21 protein-coding genes, 1 tRNA gene and 1 pseudogene are annotated in these 24,369 nt (G+C 37.0%); 8 read left to right on the forward strand and 15 right to left on the reverse strand.

The window, feature by feature from the left end; genetic code table 11:
* Nucleotides 1-42 precede the first annotated feature (42 nt).
* The 3 genes from B0A64_RS09000 to B0A64_RS09010 all read left to right on the forward strand — a co-directional run bounded on the left by B0A64_RS09000 (nt 43) and on the right by B0A64_RS09010 (nt 3,241).
* Complete coding sequence (locus tag B0A64_RS09000) at nt 43-1,353, forward strand: TolC family protein (RefSeq protein WP_089479176.1); 1,311 nt, start codon at nt 43-45, stop codon at nt 1,351-1,353.
* A gap of 27 nt (nt 1,354-1,380) precedes the next feature.
* Nucleotides 1,381-2,244 carry a bestrophin family protein gene (locus B0A64_RS09005; protein ID WP_089479177.1) on the forward strand — a complete coding sequence of 288 codons (864 nt, stop codon included), beginning with the start codon at nt 1,381-1,383 and terminating at the stop codon, nt 2,242-2,244.
* Between the two features lie 73 nt (nt 2,245-2,317).
* Nucleotides 2,318-3,241, forward strand: a complete 924-nt coding sequence (locus B0A64_RS09010) for an AraC family transcriptional regulator (RefSeq protein ID WP_089479178.1) — start codon at nt 2,318-2,320, stop codon at nt 3,239-3,241.
* Nucleotides 3,242-3,748: 507 nt separating this feature from the next.
* Here B0A64_RS09010 and B0A64_RS09015 read toward each other — a convergent pair.
* Together B0A64_RS09015 and B0A64_RS09020 are read right to left on the reverse strand one after the other, a co-directional pair.
* A pseudogene (locus B0A64_RS09015) lies at nt 3,749-4,124 on the reverse strand (DUF779 domain-containing protein).
* A gap of 78 nt (nt 4,125-4,202) precedes the next feature.
* Nucleotides 4,203-5,708 carry an aldehyde dehydrogenase family protein gene (locus B0A64_RS09020; RefSeq protein WP_089479180.1) on the reverse strand — a complete coding sequence of 502 codons (1,506 nt, stop codon included), beginning with the start codon at nt 5,706-5,708 and terminating at the stop codon, nt 4,203-4,205.
* Between the two features lie 273 nt (nt 5,709-5,981).
* Between B0A64_RS09020 and pheT the strand changes: the two genes are divergently transcribed.
* Complete coding sequence (gene pheT, locus B0A64_RS09025) at nt 5,982-8,402, forward strand: phenylalanine--tRNA ligase subunit beta (RefSeq protein ID WP_089479181.1); 2,421 nt, start codon at nt 5,982-5,984, stop codon at nt 8,400-8,402.
* Between the two features lie 65 nt (nt 8,403-8,467).
* Here pheT and B0A64_RS09030 read toward each other — a convergent pair whose 3' ends face one another.
* From B0A64_RS09030 to B0A64_RS09040, 3 genes are all read right to left on the reverse strand, one after another.
* The gene (locus B0A64_RS09030; protein ID WP_089479182.1) at nt 8,468-9,292 is read right to left on the reverse strand and encodes an N-acetylmuramidase domain-containing protein; all 825 of its coding nucleotides are present in this window, start codon (nt 9,290-9,292) and stop codon (nt 8,468-8,470) included.
* Nucleotides 9,289-11,445, reverse strand: coding sequence for a hypothetical protein (locus B0A64_RS09035; protein WP_089479183.1), 2,157 nt, complete (start codon nt 11,443-11,445; stop codon nt 9,289-9,291). The genes B0A64_RS09030 and B0A64_RS09035 overlap by 4 nt, the downstream gene beginning before the upstream one ends.
* Before the next feature lie 81 nt (nt 11,446-11,526).
* Nucleotides 11,527-13,542, reverse strand: a complete 2,016-nt coding sequence (locus B0A64_RS09040; RefSeq protein ID WP_089479184.1) for a hypothetical protein — start codon at nt 13,540-13,542, stop codon at nt 11,527-11,529.
* Between the two features lie 275 nt (nt 13,543-13,817).
* Here B0A64_RS09040 and B0A64_RS09045 point away from each other — a divergent pair, with 275 nt between their 5' ends.
* The 3 genes from B0A64_RS09045 to B0A64_RS09060 all read left to right on the forward strand — a co-directional run bounded on the left by B0A64_RS09045 (nt 13,818) and on the right by B0A64_RS09060 (nt 16,295).
* Nucleotides 13,818-14,249, forward strand: coding sequence for a hypothetical protein (locus B0A64_RS09045; RefSeq protein WP_089479185.1), 432 nt, complete (start codon nt 13,818-13,820; stop codon nt 14,247-14,249).
* A gap of 626 nt (nt 14,250-14,875) precedes the next feature.
* Nucleotides 14,876-15,661: a sensor histidine kinase gene (locus tag B0A64_RS09055; RefSeq protein WP_089479187.1), complete on the forward strand. Its 786-nt coding sequence runs from the start codon at nt 14,876-14,878 to the stop codon at nt 15,659-15,661.
* The gene (locus tag B0A64_RS09060; RefSeq protein WP_089479188.1) at nt 15,651-16,295 is read left to right on the forward strand and encodes a response regulator transcription factor; all 645 of its coding nucleotides are present in this window, start codon (nt 15,651-15,653) and stop codon (nt 16,293-16,295) included. Before B0A64_RS09055 ends, B0A64_RS09060 begins: the two co-directional genes overlap by 11 nt.
* Before the next feature lie 40 nt (nt 16,296-16,335).
* On the opposite strand, the gene B0A64_RS09065 is transcribed toward B0A64_RS09060, so the two are convergent.
* Nucleotides 16,336-16,848: an adenine phosphoribosyltransferase gene (locus tag B0A64_RS09065; RefSeq protein WP_089479189.1), complete on the reverse strand. Its 513-nt coding sequence runs from the start codon at nt 16,846-16,848 to the stop codon at nt 16,336-16,338.
* A gap of 114 nt (nt 16,849-16,962) precedes the next feature.
* Between B0A64_RS09065 and B0A64_RS09070 the strand changes: the two genes are divergently transcribed.
* Nucleotides 16,963-17,036, forward strand: a tRNA-Arg gene (locus B0A64_RS09070).
* On the opposite strand, the gene B0A64_RS09075 is transcribed toward B0A64_RS09070, so the two are convergent.
* From B0A64_RS09075 to B0A64_RS09115, 9 genes are all read right to left on the reverse strand, one after another.
* Nucleotides 17,002-18,552, reverse strand: a complete 1,551-nt coding sequence (locus B0A64_RS09075; protein ID WP_089479190.1) for a recombinase family protein — start codon at nt 18,550-18,552, stop codon at nt 17,002-17,004. The two genes, B0A64_RS09070 and B0A64_RS09075, sit on opposite strands and share 35 nt — an antisense overlap.
* A 33-nt stretch (nt 18,553-18,585) precedes the next feature.
* Nucleotides 18,586-19,395 carry a PRTRC system ThiF family protein gene (locus tag B0A64_RS09080; protein ID WP_089479191.1) on the reverse strand — a complete coding sequence of 270 codons (810 nt, stop codon included), beginning with the start codon at nt 19,393-19,395 and terminating at the stop codon, nt 18,586-18,588.
* Nucleotides 19,392-20,120 (reverse strand): PRTRC system protein B, encoded by a 729-nt coding sequence (locus B0A64_RS09085; RefSeq protein WP_089479192.1) that lies wholly within the window; start codon nt 20,118-20,120, stop codon nt 19,392-19,394. The genes B0A64_RS09080 and B0A64_RS09085 overlap by 4 nt, the downstream gene beginning before the upstream one ends.
* Entirely contained in the window at nt 20,113-21,288 is a 1,176-nt protein-coding gene (locus B0A64_RS09090) for a hypothetical protein (protein ID WP_089479193.1), read from the reverse strand. The genes B0A64_RS09085 and B0A64_RS09090 overlap by 8 nt, the downstream gene beginning before the upstream one ends.
* Before the next feature lie 15 nt (nt 21,289-21,303).
* Nucleotides 21,304-21,522: a PRTRC system protein C gene (locus B0A64_RS09095; protein WP_089479194.1), complete on the reverse strand. Its 219-nt coding sequence runs from the start codon at nt 21,520-21,522 to the stop codon at nt 21,304-21,306.
* A gap of 27 nt (nt 21,523-21,549) precedes the next feature.
* A complete protein-coding gene (locus B0A64_RS09100; RefSeq protein ID WP_089479195.1) occupies nt 21,550-22,221 on the reverse strand; it encodes a PRTRC system protein E in 672 nt (223 codons plus the stop codon).
* Nucleotides 22,205-22,579: a hypothetical protein gene (locus B0A64_RS09105; protein WP_089479196.1), complete on the reverse strand. Its 375-nt coding sequence runs from the start codon at nt 22,577-22,579 to the stop codon at nt 22,205-22,207. Before B0A64_RS09105 ends, B0A64_RS09100 begins: the two co-directional genes overlap by 17 nt.
* 118 nt (nt 22,580-22,697) lie before the next feature.
* Nucleotides 22,698-23,771: a DUF932 domain-containing protein gene (locus tag B0A64_RS09110; protein WP_089479197.1), complete on the reverse strand. Its 1,074-nt coding sequence runs from the start codon at nt 23,769-23,771 to the stop codon at nt 22,698-22,700.
* Between the two features lie 56 nt (nt 23,772-23,827).
* Nucleotides 23,828-24,238: a single-stranded DNA-binding protein gene (locus tag B0A64_RS09115; protein ID WP_089479198.1), complete on the reverse strand. Its 411-nt coding sequence runs from the start codon at nt 24,236-24,238 to the stop codon at nt 23,828-23,830.
* Between the last annotated feature and the right edge of the window lie 131 nt (nt 24,239-24,369).

The following is a 24,369-nucleotide window of genomic DNA, read 5'->3' on the forward strand; positions in this document are numbered from 1 at the left end:
TTTACCAAATCAATTTGTGAATTCAGGGTAAAAGAAACCAATATGAATATTAAAATTTTATTTAGAAGTTTGCTGTTTTTCTTTTTATGCATTACAAAAGTAAATGCGCAAGAAGTTTTAACGATTGAAGATGCTATGAAAATAGCTTTAGAAAACAATTTTGAAATTAAAATAGCCAAGAATAATTCGAAAATCAGCGAAACAAATGTAACGGTAGGAAACGCAGGAATGCTGCCCACTGCCACTGCTTCGATAACAGACAACAACAGTGTTCAAAACTCATCGCAAACACGTCAGGACGGAACTTCGACTTCTTTAAAAAATGCCAAAAATAACAGCTTAAATTACGGCGTAAGTTTAGGGTGGACTGTATTTGACGGCATGAAAATGTTTGCCAAACTAGATCAGCTAAAAGAACTTCAAAAATTAGGTGATACTGAATTAAAAAGAATTGTTTTGGTCAAAATTGGTCAGGTAAATTCAGCCTATTATGATCTGGTACAACAACAACAACAACTGTCTGCATTAGATACTACAATCGTAATTTCGAAACAAAGATTAACCTTAGCTCAAAACCGTTTTAGCATTGGTAAAGCGTCAAAATTAGAAGTTTTAAATGCTCAGGTCGATTTAAATTCTGATCAGGTTGCTTTGTTAAGACAAAAGGAATCTTATGCAAATGCAAAAATTTTACTGAATCAATATTTAGCCCGTGATGCCAGAATAAATTTTACAGTTACAAATGTCGTTACGGTTGATAACAAACTGGTTTTGGTTGATTTAATGGAATTGGCTCAAAAACAAAATCCGGCTTTAGAATCGCAAATCATCAATAAACGAATTGCCGAGTTACAGCTTAAGCAAGTAAAAGCAGACCGTTATCCTGTTGTAAATTTAACCTCAGGATACAATTTTACAGACAGTCAGTCCAGTTTAGGATTTACAAGTTCTGCTTCGTCAAGAGGTTTAAATTATGGCTTTAATGCAACGCTAAATATATTTGATGGTTTTAATCAGCATCGAAATGAAAAAGTAGCTAAACTGGAAATCGAAAATTCTCAAATTGCAATCGAGCAGCAAAACATGGTTTTGAATACGCAATTAAGCACTGCTTTTCAGACGTATTTAACCAACTTAGAATTAATAGGTTTAGAAGAAGATAATGAAGCAATTGCCAAGCAAAATTTGGATATTACGTTAGATAAATTTAGAATAGGCACTATCACTACACTTGATTTTAGAACTGCCCAGCTCAATTATGTTAACGCAAAAGTACGTTACAGCAACGCACAATATGTCGCTAAATTATCTGAAATTGCCTTGAAAGAATTAGCCGGAAATATTAATTTTTAAAGTAAATTTGTTTCAAAACGAATACAAATGATTTCATATAATACCAAAGACTGGTTTACTTTTATTTTCCATTTTCATAAATCAGATACCGTAAGAAAATTATTTCCGGTAATGATTGCTATCGGAATCTACTCTGCAACTGTTGGTTACCTTGAAGTTGAATATTTTAAAATAGGCAAAAACGACTACATCCATAACATTCCTATTATGCATGGAATGTTGGGTTTTGTAATTTCATTATTGCTTGTTTTTCGAACAAACACTGCTTATGATCGTTGGTGGGAAGGTCGAAAATTATGGGGAGGTCTGGTCAATAATAGCCGTAATCTGGCTATTAAACTTTCGGCAATGCTTAAAGATGAAAGTGATCGAAAATTCTTCAGGAAATTCATTCCCACTTATGCGCTAATCCTGCACAGGCATCTTCATGATTCCGAAACCAGCAAACAGCTTTTTGAAGATGTAGATTTAGAAATTGACCATCACAAACACAAGCCCAATCAGGTAAAAAGAATGATGTTTCATAAAATCAATGATTTGTATGATTCAAAAAAAATAACCGGAGATCAACTCATTATTTTAAACGAAGAGCTACAATCTTTTACAGATATCTGCGGTGCTTGTGAGCGAATAAAAAACACCCCTATTCCCTACTCTTACAGTGCTTTTATAAAAAAATTCATTTTCTTTTATACCATGACATTACCGTTTGGATACTCGGTAAGTTTGGGATATTTAGTAGCGCCTGTAGTTGTTTTTATATTTTATGTATTGGCGAGTTTAGAACTTATTGCCGAAGAAATCGAAGATCCGTTTGGAGATGATGAAAATGATTTGCCTACAAAGAAAATCGCAGAAAATATTAAGAAACACATTGAAGAGCTGATTTAATAAAACGTTAAATCTGAGGATTCTATCACTATTTTGATTAAATTTAAAGTCGCCACTAAAAAATTTAATCGCAATGAACAACCAACGTGCTTTAATCAGTCCTCCCCATTTGTCGAATGAAAAATCATTAAAAACACTTGTCGAAAACAGGACTGCTTATAGCCTGAATCATTGTGAGTTAAACATCTTTGAAACTTACGAATCATCGAAATTAGTACCACTAAAATTTAATGATTTTGTAGTAACCAGCATGTTGAGGGGCAAAAAGATCATGCATCTTTTTGATGAACCCGGATTTGATTACCTGCCCGGAGAAACCGTTGTGATTCCGTCGAATGTAGAAATGAAAATCGATTTTCCCGAGGCTTCCAGAGAAAATCCTACCCAATGCCTGGCCCTGGCAATCGATAAAACAAAGATAACAGATACTTTAAATTTTCTAAACGAACGATACCCTAAAGAAGGAACTGATGTGTACTGGCAATTAAATTATGAGAATTATTTTTTCTATAACAATGTCGATCTTGCCACAACCATCAACAAACTTATTAAGGAATGTATGGGTACATCGATTACCAAAGATGCCCTAGCCGATCTGACTTTGCAGGAACTATTAATCAGGATTATACAAACTCAAACTATAAAATCTATAGATGAAGGAACTACTGTTCAAGCCAATACTCCAATCTTTGAAGTAACCGAATTTATTAAACTCAATCTAAAAGAAAATATAAACCTGAAAAACCTGAGCGAAAAAGCCTGCATGAGTACAGCTTCTTTCTATAGATTCTTTAAGCGCGAACTAGGCATGAGTCCGATTGAGTATATCTTAAGTGAAAAAATAAAACAGGCTAAAAAATTACTTCGAAATCCGGGCATACAAATTAATGAAGTTTGCTATCTGTCCGGTTTCGAAGATGCAAATTACTTTATAAGATTGTTTAAAAAACACGAAGGCATTACACCAAAACAATATCAGTTGCTTTATGTTAATTGAGGTTCTGAGGCTCTGAGAAACTAAGGTTCTAAGTTTTTTTCGCAACGTTTATTTCCCAACGTTTATCGTAGAGGCGCACAGCAGTGCGTCTAACATACAGTCCGTCTAATTGGAACGTAGACGCACTGCTGTGCGCCTCTACCATAAAACCTTTATCTCAAAATAACACATACAAATCCCATCTTCAAACATAACCCGTGGTTTCAACCATGGGAACGCAATGCTTGTCATCATCAAAAAAACCACAATAATAATCCCATGGTTAAAACAACGGGCTATGGCGAAATAATAAATGCATATCGACAAAGATTGACTCTTTTAGACACGGAATTTCTTGTGTGATTTCTCCTCTGTCGAAATGACAAGATTGTGAATATAATCTTTACGCAAAAAAAAGACGCACTGCTGTGCGCCTCTACGATAAACGTTGCGAAAAAAAACGTTGCAAAAAAAACCTTTGTCCCTTTGCACCTTTGAACCTCTGAACCTCTGAACTTTTCCCCTCTTCTATTCAATAAAAATAACCGGTTCTAAATCCTTTCTCCTCTTCATTGGTAAAAATTCTGTATTCGATCTGAAATGTTTTCTTTAAAGGTGTTTCCAGCGAAAAACCCCCAACTCCAAAAGCATCAATTACAGTTAAGGTAAAATGAGCATGTTTCCAATATTCGAATAAATCTTTATCGACCCAAAACTCTGTATCTTCAATGGTACCAATACAAACATCTCCCATTCGTTGATAATATCCTCCTTTTTCAAAACATTGTGGTTGTGTTCCTTCACAATAACCACCGGCTTGATAAAACATCAAATCACCGTGTTTTTCTTTAAGGATTTTTATTAAATCAATGGCTTTATCAGTGGCGTCAAGTCTTTTTATCATGATCTTTTTTCTTTAAATTAAATGTACAAAAAAAGGTAAGTCAAAAAACTTACCTTTTCGAACCAACAGAATAACAAATTAAAAGAAACCTAATTTCTTTTTATCGTAAGAAATCAGCATATTTTTTGTCTGGCGATATTGCCCTAACATCATTTTGTGGTTTTCGCGACCAATTCCGGATTGTTTGTATCCTCCAAAAGGAGCTCCGGCAGGATAAGAATGGTACTGATTGATCCAGACACGCCCAGACTGAATGGCTCTTGGCACCTGATAAATTTCATGTGCATCGCGTGTCCAGACTCCTGCACCTAAACCATACATTGTATCGTTGGCAATTTCGATTGCTTCTTCGGTGGTTTTAAAAGTGGTAACTGCGAGAACAGGCCCAAAAATTTCTTCCTGAAAAATTCTCATCTTGTTATGCCCCTTAAACAAGGTTGGCTTGATATAATATCCCCCTTCAAGGTCTCCTCCTAAATGATTTACGTCGCCACCAGTCAACAACTCCGCTCCTTCTTCTTTTCCTAATTTTATATACGATAAGATTTTTTCTTTTTGAACCAGAGAGGTTTGCGCACCAATCATAGTCGATTTGTCTAACGGATTTCCGGCTATAATAGCCTCGGTTCTTTCGATAACTTTGGCAATAAACTTATCATAAATATCTTCGTGAATTAATAATCTCGACGGACAAGTACAAATTTCACCTTGATTTAAGGCAAATAAAACCGCTCCTTCTATGGCTTTATCAAAGAAATCATCGTCGTGATCTGCTACTGACGGAAAGAAAATATTAGGCGATTTACCACCTAATTCTAGTGTAACCGGGATAATATTTTCTGTAGCATATTGCATGACCAAACGGCCTGTTGTGGTAGAACCTGTAAAAGCTGCCTTAGCCACTTTTTTGTTGGTTACTAAAGGACGACCTAGCTCTGCACCAAAACCGTTTACAATATTTAAAACTCCCGGAGGAAGAATATCGCCCACCAACTCCATTAAAACTAATATCGATATTGGCGTACTTTCTGCCGGTTTTAGAACAATGGTATTCCCTGCTGCCAATGCCGGGGCAATCTTCCAGACTGCCATTAAAATTGGAAAATTCCACGGAATTATCTGTGCAACAACACCCAAAGGTTCGCTTAAAGCGATAGAAACAGTTTGAGAATCCAGTTCTGAAATTGAACTCTCTTCGGCACGAATTACGCTTGCAAAATATCTAAAGTGATCTATCGCTAACGGAATATCTGCCGCAAGGGTTTCCCGAATTGGTTTTCCGTTATCGATTGTTTCTACTGTAGCAATATATTCAAGGTTGTCTTCTATTTTTTGTGCAATCTTATTGAGTAAAATGCTTCGTTCTGTAACTGATGTTTTCCCCCAGGTTTTAAATGCTTCATAAGCAGCATCTACAGCCAACTCAAGATCTTCTTTGCCTGAATGTGCTGCTTTTGTAAATACTTTTCCATCAATTGGAGAAAGAACATCAAAATATTCTCCTTTTACCGGTGCTGTAAACTTTCCGTTGATGTAATTATCGTATTTTGCCTTAAATTCAGGTCTTTGTGTGGTAGTGCTCATAATATTTTTTTTTGATTCATTTCAAATTTACTTTCATATTTTGAGACAGAATAGCACTTTTCATTCATGTAATAGCACAAAAATTACATATTCGTTTTTATAACTAACTTTTAATATTTAATTATCAAAATAGTAGCTTTAAAATTATAAAATACTCATTATCAATGGCTTTTGTATAAATTAAAAACAGCACGAAAAAACCAAATAAATTGTTTCTTACTACAATACGCAATCCTTATATTTGTATCCTTATTTAAGAATAAAAAAGTTAACATGAAAATATCTTACAACTGGTTAAAACAATTTATTAAAACAGACTGGACCTCTGAGCAAACTTCAGAATTACTAACAGATTTAGGTCTGGAAGTAGAAGTAGTCGAAAAATACCAATCAGTTAAAGGCGGTTTAGAAGGAGTTGTTGTCGGGCATGTACTTACTTGCGAGAAACATCCTGATGCAGATAGATTAAAAGTTACAACTGTAAATATTGGTTTAGAAACTCCTATACAAATTGTTTGTGGTGCAGCGAATGTTGCAGCAGGACAAAAAGTTCCTGTAGCCACTATAGGAACGGTTTTATATGATAAAGACGGCGTTGAATTTACGATTAAAAAAGGAAAAATTCGTGGACAGGAAAGCCACGGAATGATTTGTGCCGAAGATGAATTGGGTTTAGGTACAAGCCATGACGGAATCATGATTCTGGACGCTGCATTAGTTCCGGGAACTCCGGCGGCAGACGTTTTTCAGGTGGCTAACGACGAGGTATTCGAAATTGGATTAACGCCAAATCGTGCTGATGCGATGAGCCATTACGGAACTGCCCGTGATTTAAGAGCCGGAATGTTGCAACGTGGTGTAAACGTAGAGTTGATCACGCCATCTGTGAGTAATTTCAGAGTAGACATGCGCACACTCAAAATTGATGTTAATGTCGAGGAACCTCTTTTGGCACCAAGATATTGCGGAGTTACCATTTCTGGAATTTCTGTTCAGGAATCTCCGGCATGGTTACAAGATCGTTTGAAGGCTATTGGGATAACACCAAAAAATAATATTGTCGATGTTACTAATTATGTACTGCATGAATTAGGACAACCGCTACATGCATTTGATGCTGCAAAAATTAACGGAAAAGTAATCGTAAAAACACTTCCTGAAGGTACTAAGTTTGTTACCCTTGACGATGTCGAAAGAACCTTGCACAAAGAAGACTTAATGATTTGCGACGAAAAAGGTCCGCTTTGTATTGCGGGAGTTTTTGGTGGAAAAAAATCAGGTGTTTCAGATGGTACTACAACTATATTCCTCGAAAGTGCCTATTTTGATGCGGTAAGTATTCGTAAAACAGCCAAAAGACATCAGCTGAATACAGATGCTTCTTTTAGATTTGAAAGAGGTATCGACCCAACGATTACAGAATATGCTCTGAAACGTGCAGCACTTTTAATCCTGGAAGTTGCAGGAGGAAAAATAACTTCTGATGTTGTAGAAGTATATCCTAAAAAAGTAGAAGATTTTTCGGTTTTATTGAATTTCAGCCATGTTTCGAAAATTATCGGACAGGAAATCCCAAAAGATACCATCAAAAAAATCCTGGTTTCTTTAGACATAAAAGTCAACAGTGTATCTGATTCCGGTTTAGGACTTACGATTCCTGCTTATCGTGTAGATGTGCAACGTGAAATCGATGTAATCGAAGAAATTTTGAGAGTTTATGGTTATAATAACATCAATTTCTCTAAAAAATTCAATGCAACCGTTTCTAACTCACCAAGGACCGAAGATTATAAGGTACAAAACGTAATTGCATCTCAACTGAATTCTCAGGGATTTCATGAAATGATGGCAAACTCTTTGACAACAGCGGCTTATGCCAAACTATCGACTGTTTTAAAAGAAGAACACAATGTTACGATGCTAAACCCGTTGAGTAGCGATTTGGCAACAATGCGTCAGTCTTTATTGTTCTCAGGTCTGGAAGCGATATCGTATAATATCAATAGAAAAAATGCCGATTTAAAACTGTTTGAATTCGGAAAATCATATCATAAATACCTGAACGGATACGAAGAGCACAAACATTTGACTTTGTTGATATCAGGAAACAGAAACAAAGAAAGCTGGACAAATCCTCAAAAATCTACTGACTTCTTTTTATTGAAAGGATATGTAAAAGGGATTTTGGCCCGTTTAGGAATTGATAAAATTTCGAATGCTCCGGTACAAACAGATATTTTCTCAGAAGGAACTGCAATTTGCTACAACAATGATACTCTGGTAGAAATGGGTGTGGTAAAAAAATCGATCCTTAAACATTTTGGGATCAAACAAGATGTTTATTTTGCCGATTTTAACTGGGATCTGATTCTAAAAATTATCACCGGAAAAATCAAATATTCTGAAATACCAAAATATCCTGAAGTTCGCAGAGATCTCGCTTTGTTGATTGATAAGAGCACCACGTATGAAAGTATTTTTAATCTGGCCAAACAAACCGAAAAATCACTTTTGAAAGATGTTAACTTATTTGATGTTTACGAAGGCGAAAAACTTCCGGAAGGCAAAAAGTCGTATGCGTTGAGTTTCACAATTCAGGACCATACAAAAACGCTTACAGATGTTCAGATTGATAAAATCATGTCGAAATTGCAACAAACTTTTGAGACAGAACTTGGAGCAACTTTAAGATAAAATCTATTGCATCATAAATTTTCAAACCCGACAGCTTTTATGAAGTTGTCGGGTTTTGTTTTTGTTTAAACCTCATACTTCGCATAGGCTTTCATCAATTTTTCATCGTATTTATTGGTTTTATATCCTGCTCCATTATATCTCAAAGCAAAATCTGCCCAGTTTTTGTTTTTTAAGAGCCCTATTAAATTGTTCTTAACCAAAAACAAGCCAAAAGCTTTTAGATGTTCGCCTTCGTTGAGATACATTTTTTCTACAAACCCGTCTATACTTTCATATCCTATAGCAAGCGAATTAAACCCCATAATTTGATACAAACCCCACGATGCAGCACATTTTGCCGCATCGCTAAACTTTTTGTCAGGAGCAACGTTTATCGCTTTTTCTAAACGTACATATTCGGCAGTGCCACCTACATAATAGTTTTTGGTATATTTTTGAAACAATATATTTTCAGTCTCAGCATTGCTGTAATCTCTTGGATTTATAGCTCTTTTTTCGAGTTCTCTCCAGAAAACATGTCCTTCGAATAATATTTTTGGACGTCCGTCTACCAGAAAACCCTTCCCTCCGCTTTCGACTTCGTTCACCGCTTTGACAACGGCGAGTTCGAGATCATGCTCGTTTGAAAAATCAATAAGATTTTGCTCAGAAAGTAACTTACCATTCGACGAAAATCCTCCCTGAGTTTTCTCGACAAGAGTCGACCACGTTTTTAAACCTACGATACCATCTACAACTAAATTGTTTTTTAGCTGAAATTCCTTTACCGCATTATCCGTTTCAATACCAAAATAATCAGAAACAATCACCTCGTATTTTAGTTTTTCGAGAAGCTCATTCAAATAATAAACTTCACTTGCTGTTGTACCTAATCGGATCGTTTTCATGACTTTTTGTTTATGATTATTTTTGCTGATGCCAAAAAGTTAAAGACATCATTTCTTGAACTCGTCAGATTATCATTTTTGTCATAATAATTGACTTTATAAGAAATTAAAGTATTGTTATTCAAAGTATTTTTAACAATAAAATTAAAGAGAATTGGAGTCGAAAATTCAGGTTTCAACCGTTCAAAAGTAAATTTGCTCCCTGTTTCCTGAACCGTAAGTTCGATCGTGATCCTGCTTGTTGTAGCAGCCTGACTTTTTATCTCAACCTGGATATATCGGTTATAATTGGTAGATTGAGAGACAACCTGATTAAACTCTGAGCTAATATTTTCTATATTCTCAAAATCAAAATAGACATTTTTCAAATTGTCTAATACAGATGGATTAAGAGCCGGGATATCTAAAGTTTTAGTATCATTGCTACTTAATTCCGGATAATTTTTAAAAAAAGTACCGTTTAGATACGTTGCATTTTGATTGTATACCAACAAGACCGAATTGAGTTTGCAATTTGAAATAGACTGATTGTTGATTTGTATTTTCCTGGCAGCATTATCAATCAAAGCTTCCAGAATTTCGCCAATTGTATTTTCGATATTCAGCTCAACCACACTCGTGTCTTTTATTTCTTTATGTTTGAAATTAATGTTGGCATATTGTGTTATAGTATTGTTTAAGGCATTAATCAGTATGCTTGCTTCAGATAAATTCTCTGTCGATAAATTGAAAAGAAAATGTTTCCCATCTGTTGTAATATCTGATTTTTGCAAAAAATAATTCCCGCTTACCTCAAATTCGGCAGCAATATCATTAGGAAACAAAAATTGAACTTTATCAAAATAGTCGGTTGTATCGCCATCGATAAAATTATTGTTGAGAAGTGCGATTTTTAATTTGGCAAGATCAAAATCCGAAAGATCAGGGCCAATGGCAAACTGAAAACTGATTTTAGAAATCTCTTCAGATGTACTTGTTCCTTCTTCAGATGCATGAAAAATGGTCGAAATACAGGGTTTCATTGTATTTAAATCTTTCGACAGATTGTAAATTTTCGAAATCAGTAAAAAGGTATTGGGCTGAACCATAGATTTGTAAATCGACAGTTTGCTAAAATTAAATCCAGAAACAAATATTTGTTTAAACTGCGAGAAATCTTCGTTTAGATTGAACGGATTATTTATAAATCCACCATCAATCGATTTGTATAAACTTGTAGCCACGGTATTTGAAAGCGGATAACTTAAGGTTTTGTTGATTTTTAATAAAAAAGTACTTTTTACAAATTCTTCCTGATCACCTGCAATTATATTATTATCCCGTTGTATTTGAGATATAACTTTGGCGGGCGCAACATTGTTTATGCTTGCAGACCTAACCATTAAAGGATTATTGATAAGCGTTGCTCTGGGCTGAAGTACCGATTTTGTCGAAACCAGGTCTTTTTTAGTAATAGTTTGACTTTTTATAACCGAAAAATCTCTTGCAAACAAAAAATTTCGTTTTAGTTTTGAATATCCTTTAAAGTCAAAAAATAAATCAACATTGCTTTTCAGATCATTTATGTTTGAAACCAAATTGATAAACGCAATTTTTACCGCTTCATCAATCAGATCAAACTGAATTTCTTGTGTTACAGTATTTATAATTCCGTTAATTTTTATGGTATCATGATTTACTTTTAGGTTTAAAATGGCTTCTCTTAAATTTAAGGCAATGCTTTTTTCATTCGTTTTTAGTTCCTTATTTTTGATGCTGTATTTAAGCGTCACTTTTCCCATTAGTCCACTTTTATTTCCTGATTTATCGAGTACATTTTCATAATAAAACAAGGTTCCATTATTGGGTTCTATGTCTATTTGAGGAAAATACAACGTGATTTCATTTTTAAAATAATCCTTAAAGTTATCGTTCTCCGTAATAGCGTTACTGCCTTCAATTAAAGGATAATAACTTTCGAATATTGGAAAACCAATTAGGATAGGTTTTATTTCGATTGAATGAATGATGGGATGTTCTATAACTTTAAATTCAGGTTCTTTTTTGACTGTTGCAACTGTAAACGAACTACTGGGTTTTGCAGGTTCAAGGTTAAATCTGTTTATGGGAACTAATCTTGTTCCTTCGAGTTTAAATGTATTTAAATCTGGCATGATTATTCGGTTTTAGGATTAATGATTATTAGAAAACAAAAGGGACAAAAAATGTCCCTTTGTTTCGTGTCTCAAAAAATGTTATTCCTGAAATGGAGCTCTGATTTTTTCGATATCGGCATTTTGTGCCGCAGTTCCGGTTGGAAGTTCAAATAAAACATCGCCTTCTAAATAATCGATTTTTTGAAAATCTGTTGTTACAGATACTTTTTTGGCTTTTTTACCAATTTTTCCGCTACAGGTATATTTTACCTTATACTCTGTTGGCTTAATCGTATAATCCAGTTCATACCAGGCTCTGTACGGAATTGCATCTTCGAAATTGTCAGCTGTAAATTTGAATTTTTTAGTTGACATTTTATCTACTTTAAGCGTTACTTCAAGCGTATCGCATTCGTAAAGCTGCTCTGTAGACAACGTATAATTGATCATGTTTTGAACCGGAAGCGGGATAAAAATCTTAGTTCCTTCAAATTCAAATTCTCTTACAGTATCTTTTAGTTTGATACGTTTGTCTTTTTCGTACATTACTTCCTGGCGTACTTTAATTTTTGATGATCCGTTATTTTTTACGAAGTCAAAAACAAAAGCATTTTTCTCTCTTGATTTATCACTCCAGGTTGCCGGAAAAATTGCATCAATTTCTTTACCTGCCTTACTGGTATTTTTTACATACGGAGTTCCTTCGGGAGCAATCATTCTACCGGAACTTTTCCAGATTATTTTGCCTTTAGAATCCGGATATCCAACTTCTATAGAAACCTGACTTACAGGACTATCGTTTACAATATCGCTGTCTTTGTCGAGCTTGATCAAACCTCCGTTTAAAGAAGCGATTACCTGAACTTTTGAAAAATCTTCGTCAAGCTGAATTTCAGTGATGTATTTTTTTAAATCTTCTTTTGCCGCAGCACCGGATTTTAAGGTTAATGGGGTTAAGTTTCCGCTAATTTTTGAATCTAAAACTTCGATGGCAGAGAATTTTATTTCGTCTGTAAATTTTAGTTCTCTAATCTGTGTCCCGGATTTTAAACTTACGCCAACACTGCCAATCCCGAAAAATATCCTAAAAAATCCTCCCGGTTTCTCCGGAGTTGCCGCTGGTGTAAATTGTTTTTCAGGAGCGTCAAAAATTTGTTTTTGAACCATTTGAAAAGCAAAATCTCTTTGTTTGGTCAAAAGTGCTTCTTCTACTTTTTTTCTTTCCTCATTTGTAAATTGATTATCCGTAATAATCTCACTTACAATTCCGCCTTCTGTCTTGATTTTTTCATATTCATGCTCCCAGTTTACATCAGCAAAGGACCAGCTGGCATTTACTTTTGCCGAAAAATAAGTGTGTACTTTTTTAACGTCAACCGTAGTTTTGATTACCGTTGTTGGCATGTACCCTTTGTATTTGATGTTGTTTTCGACTACCAAATTGTTTGATCCTGCTTCTAATGCATTTTTGACCAACGAAGCGCTGTAACGTCCCATTAAGATAGAAAATGCATTGTCGCCAAGTCCAAAAGTAGTTCCGGCTCCTTCTCCCTGAATGTTAAAAGTCCACGGATTTGCTCCTCCAAAAGGATTGTTTGGTGATTTCTCGCCCACCACCTGCATCGCAATCTTATTTTCTGTTAGCTGAATAGGTCTTACATTGGTTTCATTAAAATCCCTGTCTACACCTTTCAAAAAAGAGAACAATCCAAACAATTTTGACTCTCTTTGATTGTTATAACTCGTATGAAGCTTTGTTTTTAGTTTGTCGATTGCAATTTTTAGCAAGGCTTCCGGCAAATCGATTGTGCTGGTCAATGTGGTGTAAGCTCCCGCTTCTTCTTCCAGACCTTCGGCACCTATTACAGTAGACGAATCTCCTTCTGATTTAAAAACCTGCATTGCAAATTTAAATCTTCCATCAGGATGTTTTGAAAGTCTTGGATACTTTGGATAATAGTAAAACTGCATGGGTAAACCAGCATCTCTTAATAACATATTATTAGGATCTGGCGAAAAAAGGACTGCAAAATCTGCTCCATCTTCTTTCTCTAAAAGAATTTCTACTGTTCCGGCTCCTGCATGAGGATAACCCAGAGGGGTTGGTTGTGACATAATTAAAAAATTTAGTTATTATTTATTAAATGGTTCTGCTCATTTTAGCCACTTTGTAAATGCATAAAATGAACGATGTAAAATTCATTTTTTATAAACTATTATGAAACAGCACTTTAACCCTATTTTTTGAATAAATTTACCCTGCGAAAAAAGGGTGTATTTCCCCTTGTCAACTTTATACGTTTAAAATAATTTTGCCCTGTAGTTTTGTTTAAAACACTATTGAACAATAAATTAACCTATTAACAATAAATTATTTAATTTTAAATATTATGGAAAAAATACCAGGAAGACCGACTCAATTAATAACAAAGAAGTTCGGCAAAGAGTTACATACTAATTTTATGAAGTACAGAGCCAGCATAATTTCAAAGTATATTAAAAAAGAAGATGCAAATGCTGTTTGGTTTTCAATAGAAGAACTTGAAAACTATATTCATTTTATTAAAACAAAAGGAGAGAAATCCGGCTATACTGTAAGCGGAATTCGTTTTTATTTTGGGGTATATCCGGAAGATAGACAATATGCCGAAAAAGCAGGTTTAATGACGTTGTTTTTAACCGCTACAGGCAAAAAAATCAGACCTAAAACAAATGAAGTACAAACTTTTGCATTGGTTCGTGAAAATGAAGATACAGATATAGCAACTATCGAACCTATGAACTACGGCAGCATTGGAAGACCACCTACATTATTATATTAAAAAATTATGTTTGAATTTTTAAGATTTTACATTGTCTATTTAGCTTTATTCTCAGGAATTATTGGATTGATCTCTCTCCATAAGCTCCCGAGCAAAAGAGCTAAATTTTTAGTTGCTTTAATTTGGTTCTCTGCTTTGACAGAGGTAGTTGGCTATCATTTTACAGAATGGACAGGCATATTAAATTATTATGTTTTTAATTTTTATATGTTCATCAGTTTTTCTGCCTATATACTATTGCTACGAAGTCTTTTATCAAAATACAACAACAAAATATCCGCCGTACTATTTCTAATATTGTTTATATTTTCATTCTTTCTGAATTTTTTATACTTCAAAGAAGATATGAATCATTCCTTTATTTATAGCTTTGCTATTGGTGTTCTGCTAGTTATGATATTATCTTGCTTATATTTGGTAGAAATTTTTAATTCGGATCAGATCTTAAATTTCAAGAAGTCCGTTTATTTTTGGTACATCATGGGAATATTAATCTTTCACGTACCATTTTTGCCTTTCATGCTTGCCATAAACTGGTTTTTAATCGTACATGACGAATCAGTATTTAGTCTGGTATTGTTTATTTTAAATATTCTAACACACAGTTGTTTTATCATTGGATTTTTATGGAGCGAAAAGAAATACAATTATTAGTAATTTCATTAGGGATCGTTTTCTTTAGTTTACTGGTCACTTTACTGGTTATATTTTTTTATTTTTTAAAGAAAAAAAACAATTATCTGGTAGAGAAAATGGAATCTGAGCTTTACTTTCAATCTGAATTGGTAAAAACCAGAATAGAAATTAAAGATCAGACGCTTTCTGAAATTAGCAAGGAACTGCACGATAATATTGGTCAGATTGTATCTGTTGGGATCATGCAGCTCAATATGTACATCAATAGCGGCAAAGCAATTCAGGGAAACGAATTAATTGATCTTAAGGAAATCCTGGCAAAATCGCTGGATGAAATTAGAATTTTGTCCCGAATCATCAATAAAGACAATTTACTGCACAGCAATTTTATTGAAGCGATAAAACAAGATTTGGAACGTATAAAAAAGCTTAAAAATATTCAGTTCAAATACCATCTTACAGGCGGAATGCCACAGATTAATGAAGAACACGATTTATTTATTTACAGGATTTTTCAGGAAGCCTTACACAATAGTCTGAAACATTCTCACAGTGATTTGTTTGAAGTAGCTATTACTACCACTGACACTTTATTTTGCTTAAGATTTAGAGATTTTGGAATTGGTTACGATCCGCTCAAAACAAATTCCGGAATTGGATTGAACAACATGAAATTAAGAGCCAAACTAATTGGTGCAACATTAATCATGAAATCAGACACAACAGGAACAACCGTAACCTTAGAATACCCCTTAACGAAACCCAATGAAACCTAAAAACAAAATTATTATTGTAGACGATCATTTGCTCTTTTCGCAAGCACTCGAACTTTTGATTAATAGCTTTAAAGACTTTGAAGTAATCAATCGCTTTGAAAACGGAAAAGTATTTATCTCGTACTTGCAGGAAAACATCGATTCTGATGTTGATCTAATATTATTAGATGTCAATATGCCTGTTTTAGACGGTGTAAGTACCATGAAATGGATTAAAGAGAATAGACCTGATCTTAAAGTAATCGCACTATCTGTAAACGACGACGAAGAAATTATTATAAAAATGCTAACCAATGGTGCAAAAGGATATTTGCTTAAAGATACATCGCCGGAGAACTTTAAAGACGGCATTATATCGGTTATCGAAAAAGGTTTTTATTTTACCGAAATAGTTTCTGATGTGCTGGTTAAAAAAGCCAACAGCGATTCGACAAAAATCAACTTAAAAGACAAGGAAATCATTTTTATAAAACATGCCTGTACGGAGAAAACATATAAAGAAATTGCTTCAGAAATGTGTCTGAGTCCCAAAACAATCGACGGATATCGGGAATGTTTGTTTGACAAGTTAGAAATCAAAACCCGTATAGGTTTAGTATTATATGCCATTAAAAACAAAATTGTCTTAGTGTAAAGAAACTAAGACAATCTTGTTTTGATTATTCTGAATCTTATTAATACGTTATTGCAGCAAAAATTGGGTTTCCCTTAATTTTTTCTCTTCCGTTCAGGAAACTTAATTCCATCAGGAAGTTGCATTGTACAATTACGCCGCCCAATTTCTCGACTAATTCGCAAACCGCTTTTGCGGTGCCTCCAGTTGCCAGAACATCGTCATGAATCAAAACCCTGTCTCCTTTTTTTATGGCGTCTGTATGCATTTCTAAGCTATCTGAACCATATTCTAATTCATACGAAGCCGAAATTGTATCATAAGGTAATTTTTTTGGCTTTCGAACGGGAATAAAACCTGCATTTAGTTCCTGCGCCAACAATATCCCGAAGAAAAAACCGCGACTTTCTGCTCCTACTACCTTATCGATTTTTTGCCCTTGCAACGATTCGACTAAAATATTAAGGCATTCTTTGGTTGCAATTGGGTCATTTAGTAGTGGTGTTATATCTTTAAACAAAATTCCTTCTTTAGGAAAACCCTGAATATCACGTATATAATTTTTAATCTGCATTTTTTTTTATTTTTATGTTATTTTTCTCTTGTATATCTCACATTTATCTCTATCTTTGCACCCGCAATAAGCGCTCAACAAAGCTACGAAAATTTAGCTTAATTGAAAACAAAAGGCCTCGTGGCGCAACTGAATAGCGCACTTGATTACGGCTCAAGAGGTTACTGGTTTGAATCCAGTCGAGGTCACTACTCGGGACAAAAGAAAAATATCATCTTTTGTCCCGTTTTTTTTTGCCCGTAATCTATTGTTTACCAAGTATATACAGTTGACCATTTCGTTGATTCTAGCGGTTTGAATTTTGTTTTCTCGAAATGTAAAATTTTCAGGAAAAATTAAACCAATTATCTCCCTTGAATCGGCTAAACTAGCATTATCAAAGGCTTCACCAAGCTTTAGGAGGTTTTCCAATCCTGAGTTCGTTAAATACTCTATATTCCCTCTGTCGTCCTCTACATTTCCCATCTCTTTTTCCAGATTACTGATAATTTCATTGTATTCATTCTTCATCAGATTATAGTCCTCAGCATCAATTTTCTCACTTACTAATAAATTTCTGGCAACTGATAATTTCTTTTCGTAAGCTGCAATTTGTTCAAGCGACTTCTTTTTTTCGTTAGCTACTAATCCAGTGTGTTCTCTGTATCCTTCAAGCAAAACTGCCGCATATAGTTTCTTTACCTCTTGTAAAGGTTTGAATTTGTTTAAATTATCTTTAAATATTTTATTGACAATCTCAGAGTTAACTCTCCATTTACAATCTTTATGACAATGATAATAGTAGTAATATTTATTCCTTCCTTTACATTTGCTGCCTGTTAACTTCTGACCGCATTCGGGACATAGAAAGAAACCTCGCAATGGGAAATTTTCAATTGTCTTAATCTTTGGCCTATATGTCCTCGCTTTACTGTCAAGTACATCTTGTACGCGATAAAATAAGCCATCACTAATAACGGCATCGTGTTGGCCAGTTACCCATCTTTCTTCTTCATCTCTGTATTTAGGAACAACTATTTTTCCGCAGTAAAGTGGATTCCTAAGAATGACCCACAAGTTGCTTTTGGACAATATAAGCCCTTTGTCCTTGGCCATCTGGTAAATAGATTCAGTACTAAAAACATTTCTTGCAACCTGTTCGAATATCCAAATAAGTTTTGCCGCTTTCTCCGGTACAATGGCAATATATTTTTTCCCATCCTCGGTTACTTTATTGGCGTATCCATAAGGAGCCATCCCCATATGCCTGCCTTCTTTCTTACCTCGTCTAAGCCCCTGAAAAGTATTTAGTGCTTTTCTGTCGTTCTCAACCTCAGGCGCAGCCAGATAAAATGCAAGCATCATTTTGTTTTCCGGAACACTCAGGTCAAGTGGCTGCTCTATAGCCTGAGGATCTATACCCAGTTTTCTTAAAACATTGATCATTTGGTAAGCATCACCTGCATTACGACTGAACCTGTCCCACTTCATAAAAAGAACCAGATTAATTTTATTTTTATATTTTTTTACATCAGCCAGAAATTTTTTCCACTGAGGCCTATTAAAAGTCTTCGCTGAGTGATCTTCATAAATTACATTACGTATCTGTATTTGGTTTATGCTGCAATATTTTCTTAGCATTTCTTCCTGATGACGCTGTGAGAACCCTTTCTCTGCTTGCTCGTCGGTACTCACTCTGATATATAAGTCCGCTATCTTGCTCATTTTGTTTTATTTAAATGTTTCAACACAGCGATATTAGCAATTATTCTTTGGAATGGGCTGTGCCCGGAAATCTTTTAAATTGAGGAAAAATCCCCTGTTTGCTGTCATGCCCTCACGAAACAAATTCCACAATAGCGAGCATCCCATCTGCGCCAAAGCGGAATTAATAAACAAATCCTGCTTTTCGAGCGCCTCGGCAAGTGAACAGCTCGGCGTGTCGTCCTTCGTTTCAGATTCCTGTAAAAGCTCCCCAAATTCCTCTGTCACAAATGGCAGGCGCTCCACGGTTTCAAATTTTTCGGACTTGGGCTGTGGGATTTCCCCAATAGTCGATAATACAACCTGTCCTGTATACTGGCTATTGCCAAAATCCATCCAGTATTTGGGGTCGTCCCTGTGATGTCTTTGGTTGCTGTTTTTTAAAATATCGGCTATGTCAAAACGGGACTTTGCAGTGTCCGTACAAGTAATATAAATACTTGCCTTTGCATTAGTCGGCAGTTTTCCAAAGCTGTCCCTTTCAAATTTTACGGTTTCCGCTTTCCAGTGCGTGCCTGTAAAACGATTCGCTCTATTGATGAGTGCCACGGATTTGTAAAGACCGACCTCACTGGGCGCAAAACGCTGTCTGCCAAGGTTGGCATTTGTGATAATATCATTATCCCAAAGGCGCACCGACAGCCCTGCATGCCCGAGCGCTGTAAGGCTGTGGTTCATTTCCACAAGCGCAGTAAGCACCTTTGAACCTGTACCGCCTGCCCCTATTACGTTTACTGCAATTGGGTTGGTCGGGCTAATGAGGTAAGGGTCTGTAAAGTGTATTTTGGTTTTCTCAGGTTTCATGATAATAGGTTTTTAAGCGTTTTGTTACTGCTTTTCAATGCTTCCTTTGGAAAGGCTCTGCCTGTTGCGACAAGGTCTTTCCACAGGCTGACACAATTACCCTTTACAGGGCTATTTTCTCTCATAAGGTGGCTGAAGTAGCTGTTAAAGAAATAATCCTCCCACGCCCTTGTAAATTCCTCCACCGATGCAGAGTTTTTAATATCGATACTGACTGAACCCATACATACCCTGCCATCCTCATAGATATTGAAAAATGGTGCATAGTACAGCGGTGTTTTTTCCGTAGGTCTCCTGTTACTTAAAAGCGCAAATACCCGCAGGCTGTTTTTGTCCGCCTGCCAGATCATGGGAGGCACAAACCCCTGACCGCTCTGAATCCCTAAACCCTCTATAAAATAAAGCGGTCTTTTTTGGGATTTGGTGTACCATAGCACAGCGCCTTTATCCCTGTTTGCATTGATACGCAAAATGCTTGTCGGGAGAATTCCGCCCGATTGTAGAAAGGCGGTTTGCTTCTGCTTTTCAGTTGTAAGCGCCTTAGCAAGCGCCCCCGCCTCCCTCTCTGTAAGCGGATGGGCATTTATCGGAATACCGTTCTTATCCATATCAAAATGCTCTACATACATATCTTTATCTAAACCTTTACTTTCATAAAAAACAAGGGCGGATTTCGGGTGGTAAAGCGTCCCGAAATCCTCTGTTATATCAATTAAATTATTCATTTTCGTGGTATTTATAGTTATACAGTAAAGCGCACAGTTCATCCAAAAGGGCAAACAATCGGCTTTCAAAATCAAGGCTGTTCTCTGTCGGTTCACTTCCGTCAAAGCATTTTAAAATGGTCGGCTCATCCATTGTCCCATACTCGTTAAACTCATTGTTGATGCTCTCTTCAATGCTTTCATAAAGCCATCCTTTGGTATCGGAAATAAAGGAAATGTACTTTTCCATCCCGATACTCTCACTTTCCGTGTCTTCGTCTCCCTCCTCATAATGTGTTGGTGCATTTCGAAAAATGCTCTCATTAGGATAGTCGGTAAATAATGCAAAAGCTTTTTTTGCTATAAGAAAACATTCGTTATCAAAGGGATCAAGGCTGTTAAAGCTATTTAAACGCTTTTCGAACACGGCTAAATTCATGCGGTTGAAAATCTTCTTTTCGATACAGTCCCCGATAAGTTCCGCCTTGTCAAACTCCCGCACGTAACGCTCATTTTCATCCCTGTCCTCGTCCTGCGCTGTCCATTCCCTGTGCATCTCATAGAGCCAGTACAGATAACTACCCTGCTGTCTGAAATACGGTACATCGGCAATATGATACAGATACGAGCAGACAGATAAAAGCAAGTGCGCATTTTGTTTGTGCTTCGGTTCTCTGAGCATTTGATAAATCGGTTCTATAGGGATATAATACAGAGTTGTGCCCGTGCTGTATTTTTCCTCGCTGAGAAGATACGTTCTGTGGCTGTACTGAATTGCCCGCAGTTCGGAAAAGTTCCCCACACTTTTTTTTAGCTTCTCTTCCAAATCCCATAAAGCGAGTGCCGTATTATAGGGATATTCAAAATGACGGGTCAGCATCGGCACAATATGGTAATGCTCTGCTAGGCTGTCAAGGGAGGCATAAAAATCGCTTTCCATTTTGGAAATATCCTGACAAGCCTGTACCGTTTTATTCTCTTGTAGTCTGGGCAGAAATGAAACCTTTAGAAAACCATCGGTAGCATCCCCGCAGGTACTGACCTTTGCTTGTCTTTCTGCACCTCGCCTGCATCTTTTGGTCTCTGCATCCAATGCATAAACCCTGCGAGCTGTGCGTGAAGCTGTTTTTGTCTTTTTCGCTCGGGCAGTTGCACTGTTCCCGATATGATTGTCTGTTGCATAATTCATGGCTTTAAATTTTGGTTAGCCTTTTGTTCCCATTACCGTTTCAAATCGGTACTCCACCGCATCATCCCTGATAACAGGGGCTGATATTTTGGCGGTGGTCAGTATCGGATAGGTCGGGGCATAAAAATTCAGTACCGCTTCGGTGCTCCATCTTGGCTCGGGGTCAAAAAGCCTTATTTCCTGCCCCTTGTCTTTGAGTATAAAAACCCGCTGTAATTGTGTCGCTAGTAACATGATTTCATTATTATTTAGATTAATATCCTACTCCTCTGCTTCGGGGTCATCTTCCCAGTTTTCCATGTCCTCTGCGTCAATTTCTTCCCCCTCCGTTTCGGGCTCTTGCACATTGGCATTGCCATAGTCAGGAAAAAGTGCCTCTCGGGACGGTTCGGTCTTTGCGGTTTCCGTTGTACTGCCGAACAGATCGGGCGCAAATTTTGCCGACAGTTCGGATTTGCGTCTTCGTATTTCCTCCGCCTTAAAGGGAAACTCATGTATTTCGGGCACTTTTATCCATGCCTCACGGAATTTCCCCTCCTTTTCCAGTTCGTCCGCCTTTGCCATAGCTTCGCTGAACTTTTTATCCTTGGCTTCTTGCTCTTTTTTCTTGCTGTCGGCTTTCTCTTTTTCCATAGCCGACTGCTTTTTGGTATCTTCAAGCTGTTTCATATAGCCTTCCATATCAACCATAAGATCCGAGGCGGACTCCATGGGCGTAGTGATATTCTCAAAAAAACCGCTGTCGAGTTCCTCGGCTGTTCCCCTGAGGTTCAAAGGAGGTATGCTGTGCTTGGCATTGTCCCCACACGTCTCGTTTTGGAGCATAACCAGTACGATAAGCCTGTCCTCTGCCCCTTTGGCAATTGTAATGTGCAAATCGCCTATAATCTGCAACTGTGCTATCTGATTGAAAAAATTAGTTGTCGTTTCCATAATTTAATTTTAATTTTTTAATGATTGACTCTATAACGCTCTGCTCATCATGCCCTAACCTGTAGAGGCGTTCGATGTAGCTTTTCATATTTTCCTGATATTCCTTTTCTCCCTCTTCCCCTTTTAAGATAAGCAGATGGGTGTTCCAGTCCCCTACTGCTTCCCTGATGATGGCTATAAGCTTTTGGGCGTACTTTTTTTCGGCTGTCTGGCTTGTTTTTGAAAGCCCCAGTTCTACATACATGTCCAAAATATGCCAATACACCCGTGCTTCCTTGCCTATACTGCGGTGTTTGCTGACAAATTGATTATAGAGATACAGTATAAACTCAAAATTGTTGCTGTCCTTCCTTGCCATAATTCCTGCGCTTTTATATTATTGAATTGTGTAGAATGTTCAACCCTGCTATCGCATCACTAAAACCTGATTTTAAAGGCTGTCACGGTTTGCAACAGCCTTTGGTTTATCTGCCTTCCTAATTCAGGTTTAGGATTTCTGCTCCATCTGCCTGAAAAGCCGTGCACAGTTCAAATGCCTTTTGGGCTTTTCCCTGAGCTGTGCCTCCCATTACAATGGACTGCAGTTTGGCTTCATTGTCTTTGTATTTTCGCACATTCTGATAGTAGCCCGTCACGCCATTGTATGCCCCGAAAAGCGTACCTTTTGTGGTTTCCATCTGCTGAGATTCGCTTGCCATGGCGTACGCAAAAGCATCATCTACCGTATTTTTAAACACGGTAGACACTTCGTCCTCAGCCCCTTTTTTAATTAAAGCGAGTGTTTCGGTATTGGGACATAATGCCAATTGAATCAACTTCTTAACCTGCGTATCTGTTATCTTCACTTTAGCCCAATCATTGAAGATACCTTCTAATTGATTGCTCAGTCTGTCCGCCAGTCCCATTACTTTATGGGCGTCATCAAGGCGCTGTTTAGCGCCTGATGTATGTCGGATGCGCACCACGTTACTCATCGAGCGCAAAGAAGCGTTAAGGGTATTTTGGCATACGATGCGGATGGGCGTAAAAGCCGCCGTAATGCTTCCGCTCCCGTCGTGGGAGGTGGTCAGGAAAATATACTTTTCAGTCACATCATCCCCGTTTCCAACCCTGATATAATCAGGGAGTTTTGCCGTGATAAAAATGCGCTCTCCCTGCCCGAGTGCCCCTGCCGTTTCGTACAGTATGCCGTCACCCCCACCTACAATGGCATCAAAAAAGCTGAAAGCTTCACGGTTCTGCACGATTTGGTAGTCTTTCCCTACCACACCCAGTACGGAATTGCTGTCGGTGCGGATAGTGGCAAAGCAGTCAGGTACTGCCAGTTCGGTACTGCCCATTTCAATACCGCCCGCAGTTTGGATAATGCCCGATGCTTTTGTGTATAATGGACTTTTAGCCACCTCATAGTCAAGCCCTGCATGTCTGATGGCTTCGGCGCTTGTCGGGTACTGCTCCACGATCTGCCCGAGCCCGTGCCATGCTTTTTGCTTTACGCTGAAAAAAGAATACTTTCCTGTTTGACTGTTGTAATTGATATTATGTGCCATGATATTTGATTTTAAAAGTTTGAAAATAATATTGTTTAGAACTCTTTACTGCCTGCTCAAAACGGGATGTCGTCCTCAGGCTCTTTTACGGTAGCTTTTTTGTTTTCTCCCTGCTCTGCACTCTGCCCTGTTGTCACTGCCTGCGCATCTTCGGACTTCTTCCCGCCTCCGTGCAGTTTGATATTCGAGGTATTGAAGTTCAGCCCCGCTCGGGGTTCCCCGTCATTGCCTTTCCACGCCCTTGCGCTTACCATCCCTGTAAGTTCCACCACCGTGCCTTTGGTCAGCCACTCGGCAACCCTTGGGCTTATCCAGTAGGCGCATTCAAAAAAGGTAGTCTGCTCTACCCTGTCGCCTTTTTTGTTTTTGTAGCTCTCGTTTATGGCTACTGAAAAATTTACTACCTGTCTGCTGTCTGACAAGGTGCTTACTTTCGCATCTTTTGTCACTCTTCCTGTAATGTTCATGATTTCTAGTTTTTAAATTTTTACTTTCTTTTTCACGCCCCGCATTTTTACTTTTTACCTTTTTTTACTTTCTTTTTTTTTTGAAATTTTATTCGGCAATGAGAGCAGGCGCTGTTTTGTTTCATCATTGC

This window comes from Flavobacterium araucananum (genome assembly GCF_002222055.1).
Taxonomy (GTDB): Bacteria; Bacteroidota; Bacteroidia; order Flavobacteriales; family Flavobacteriaceae; genus Flavobacterium; species Flavobacterium araucananum.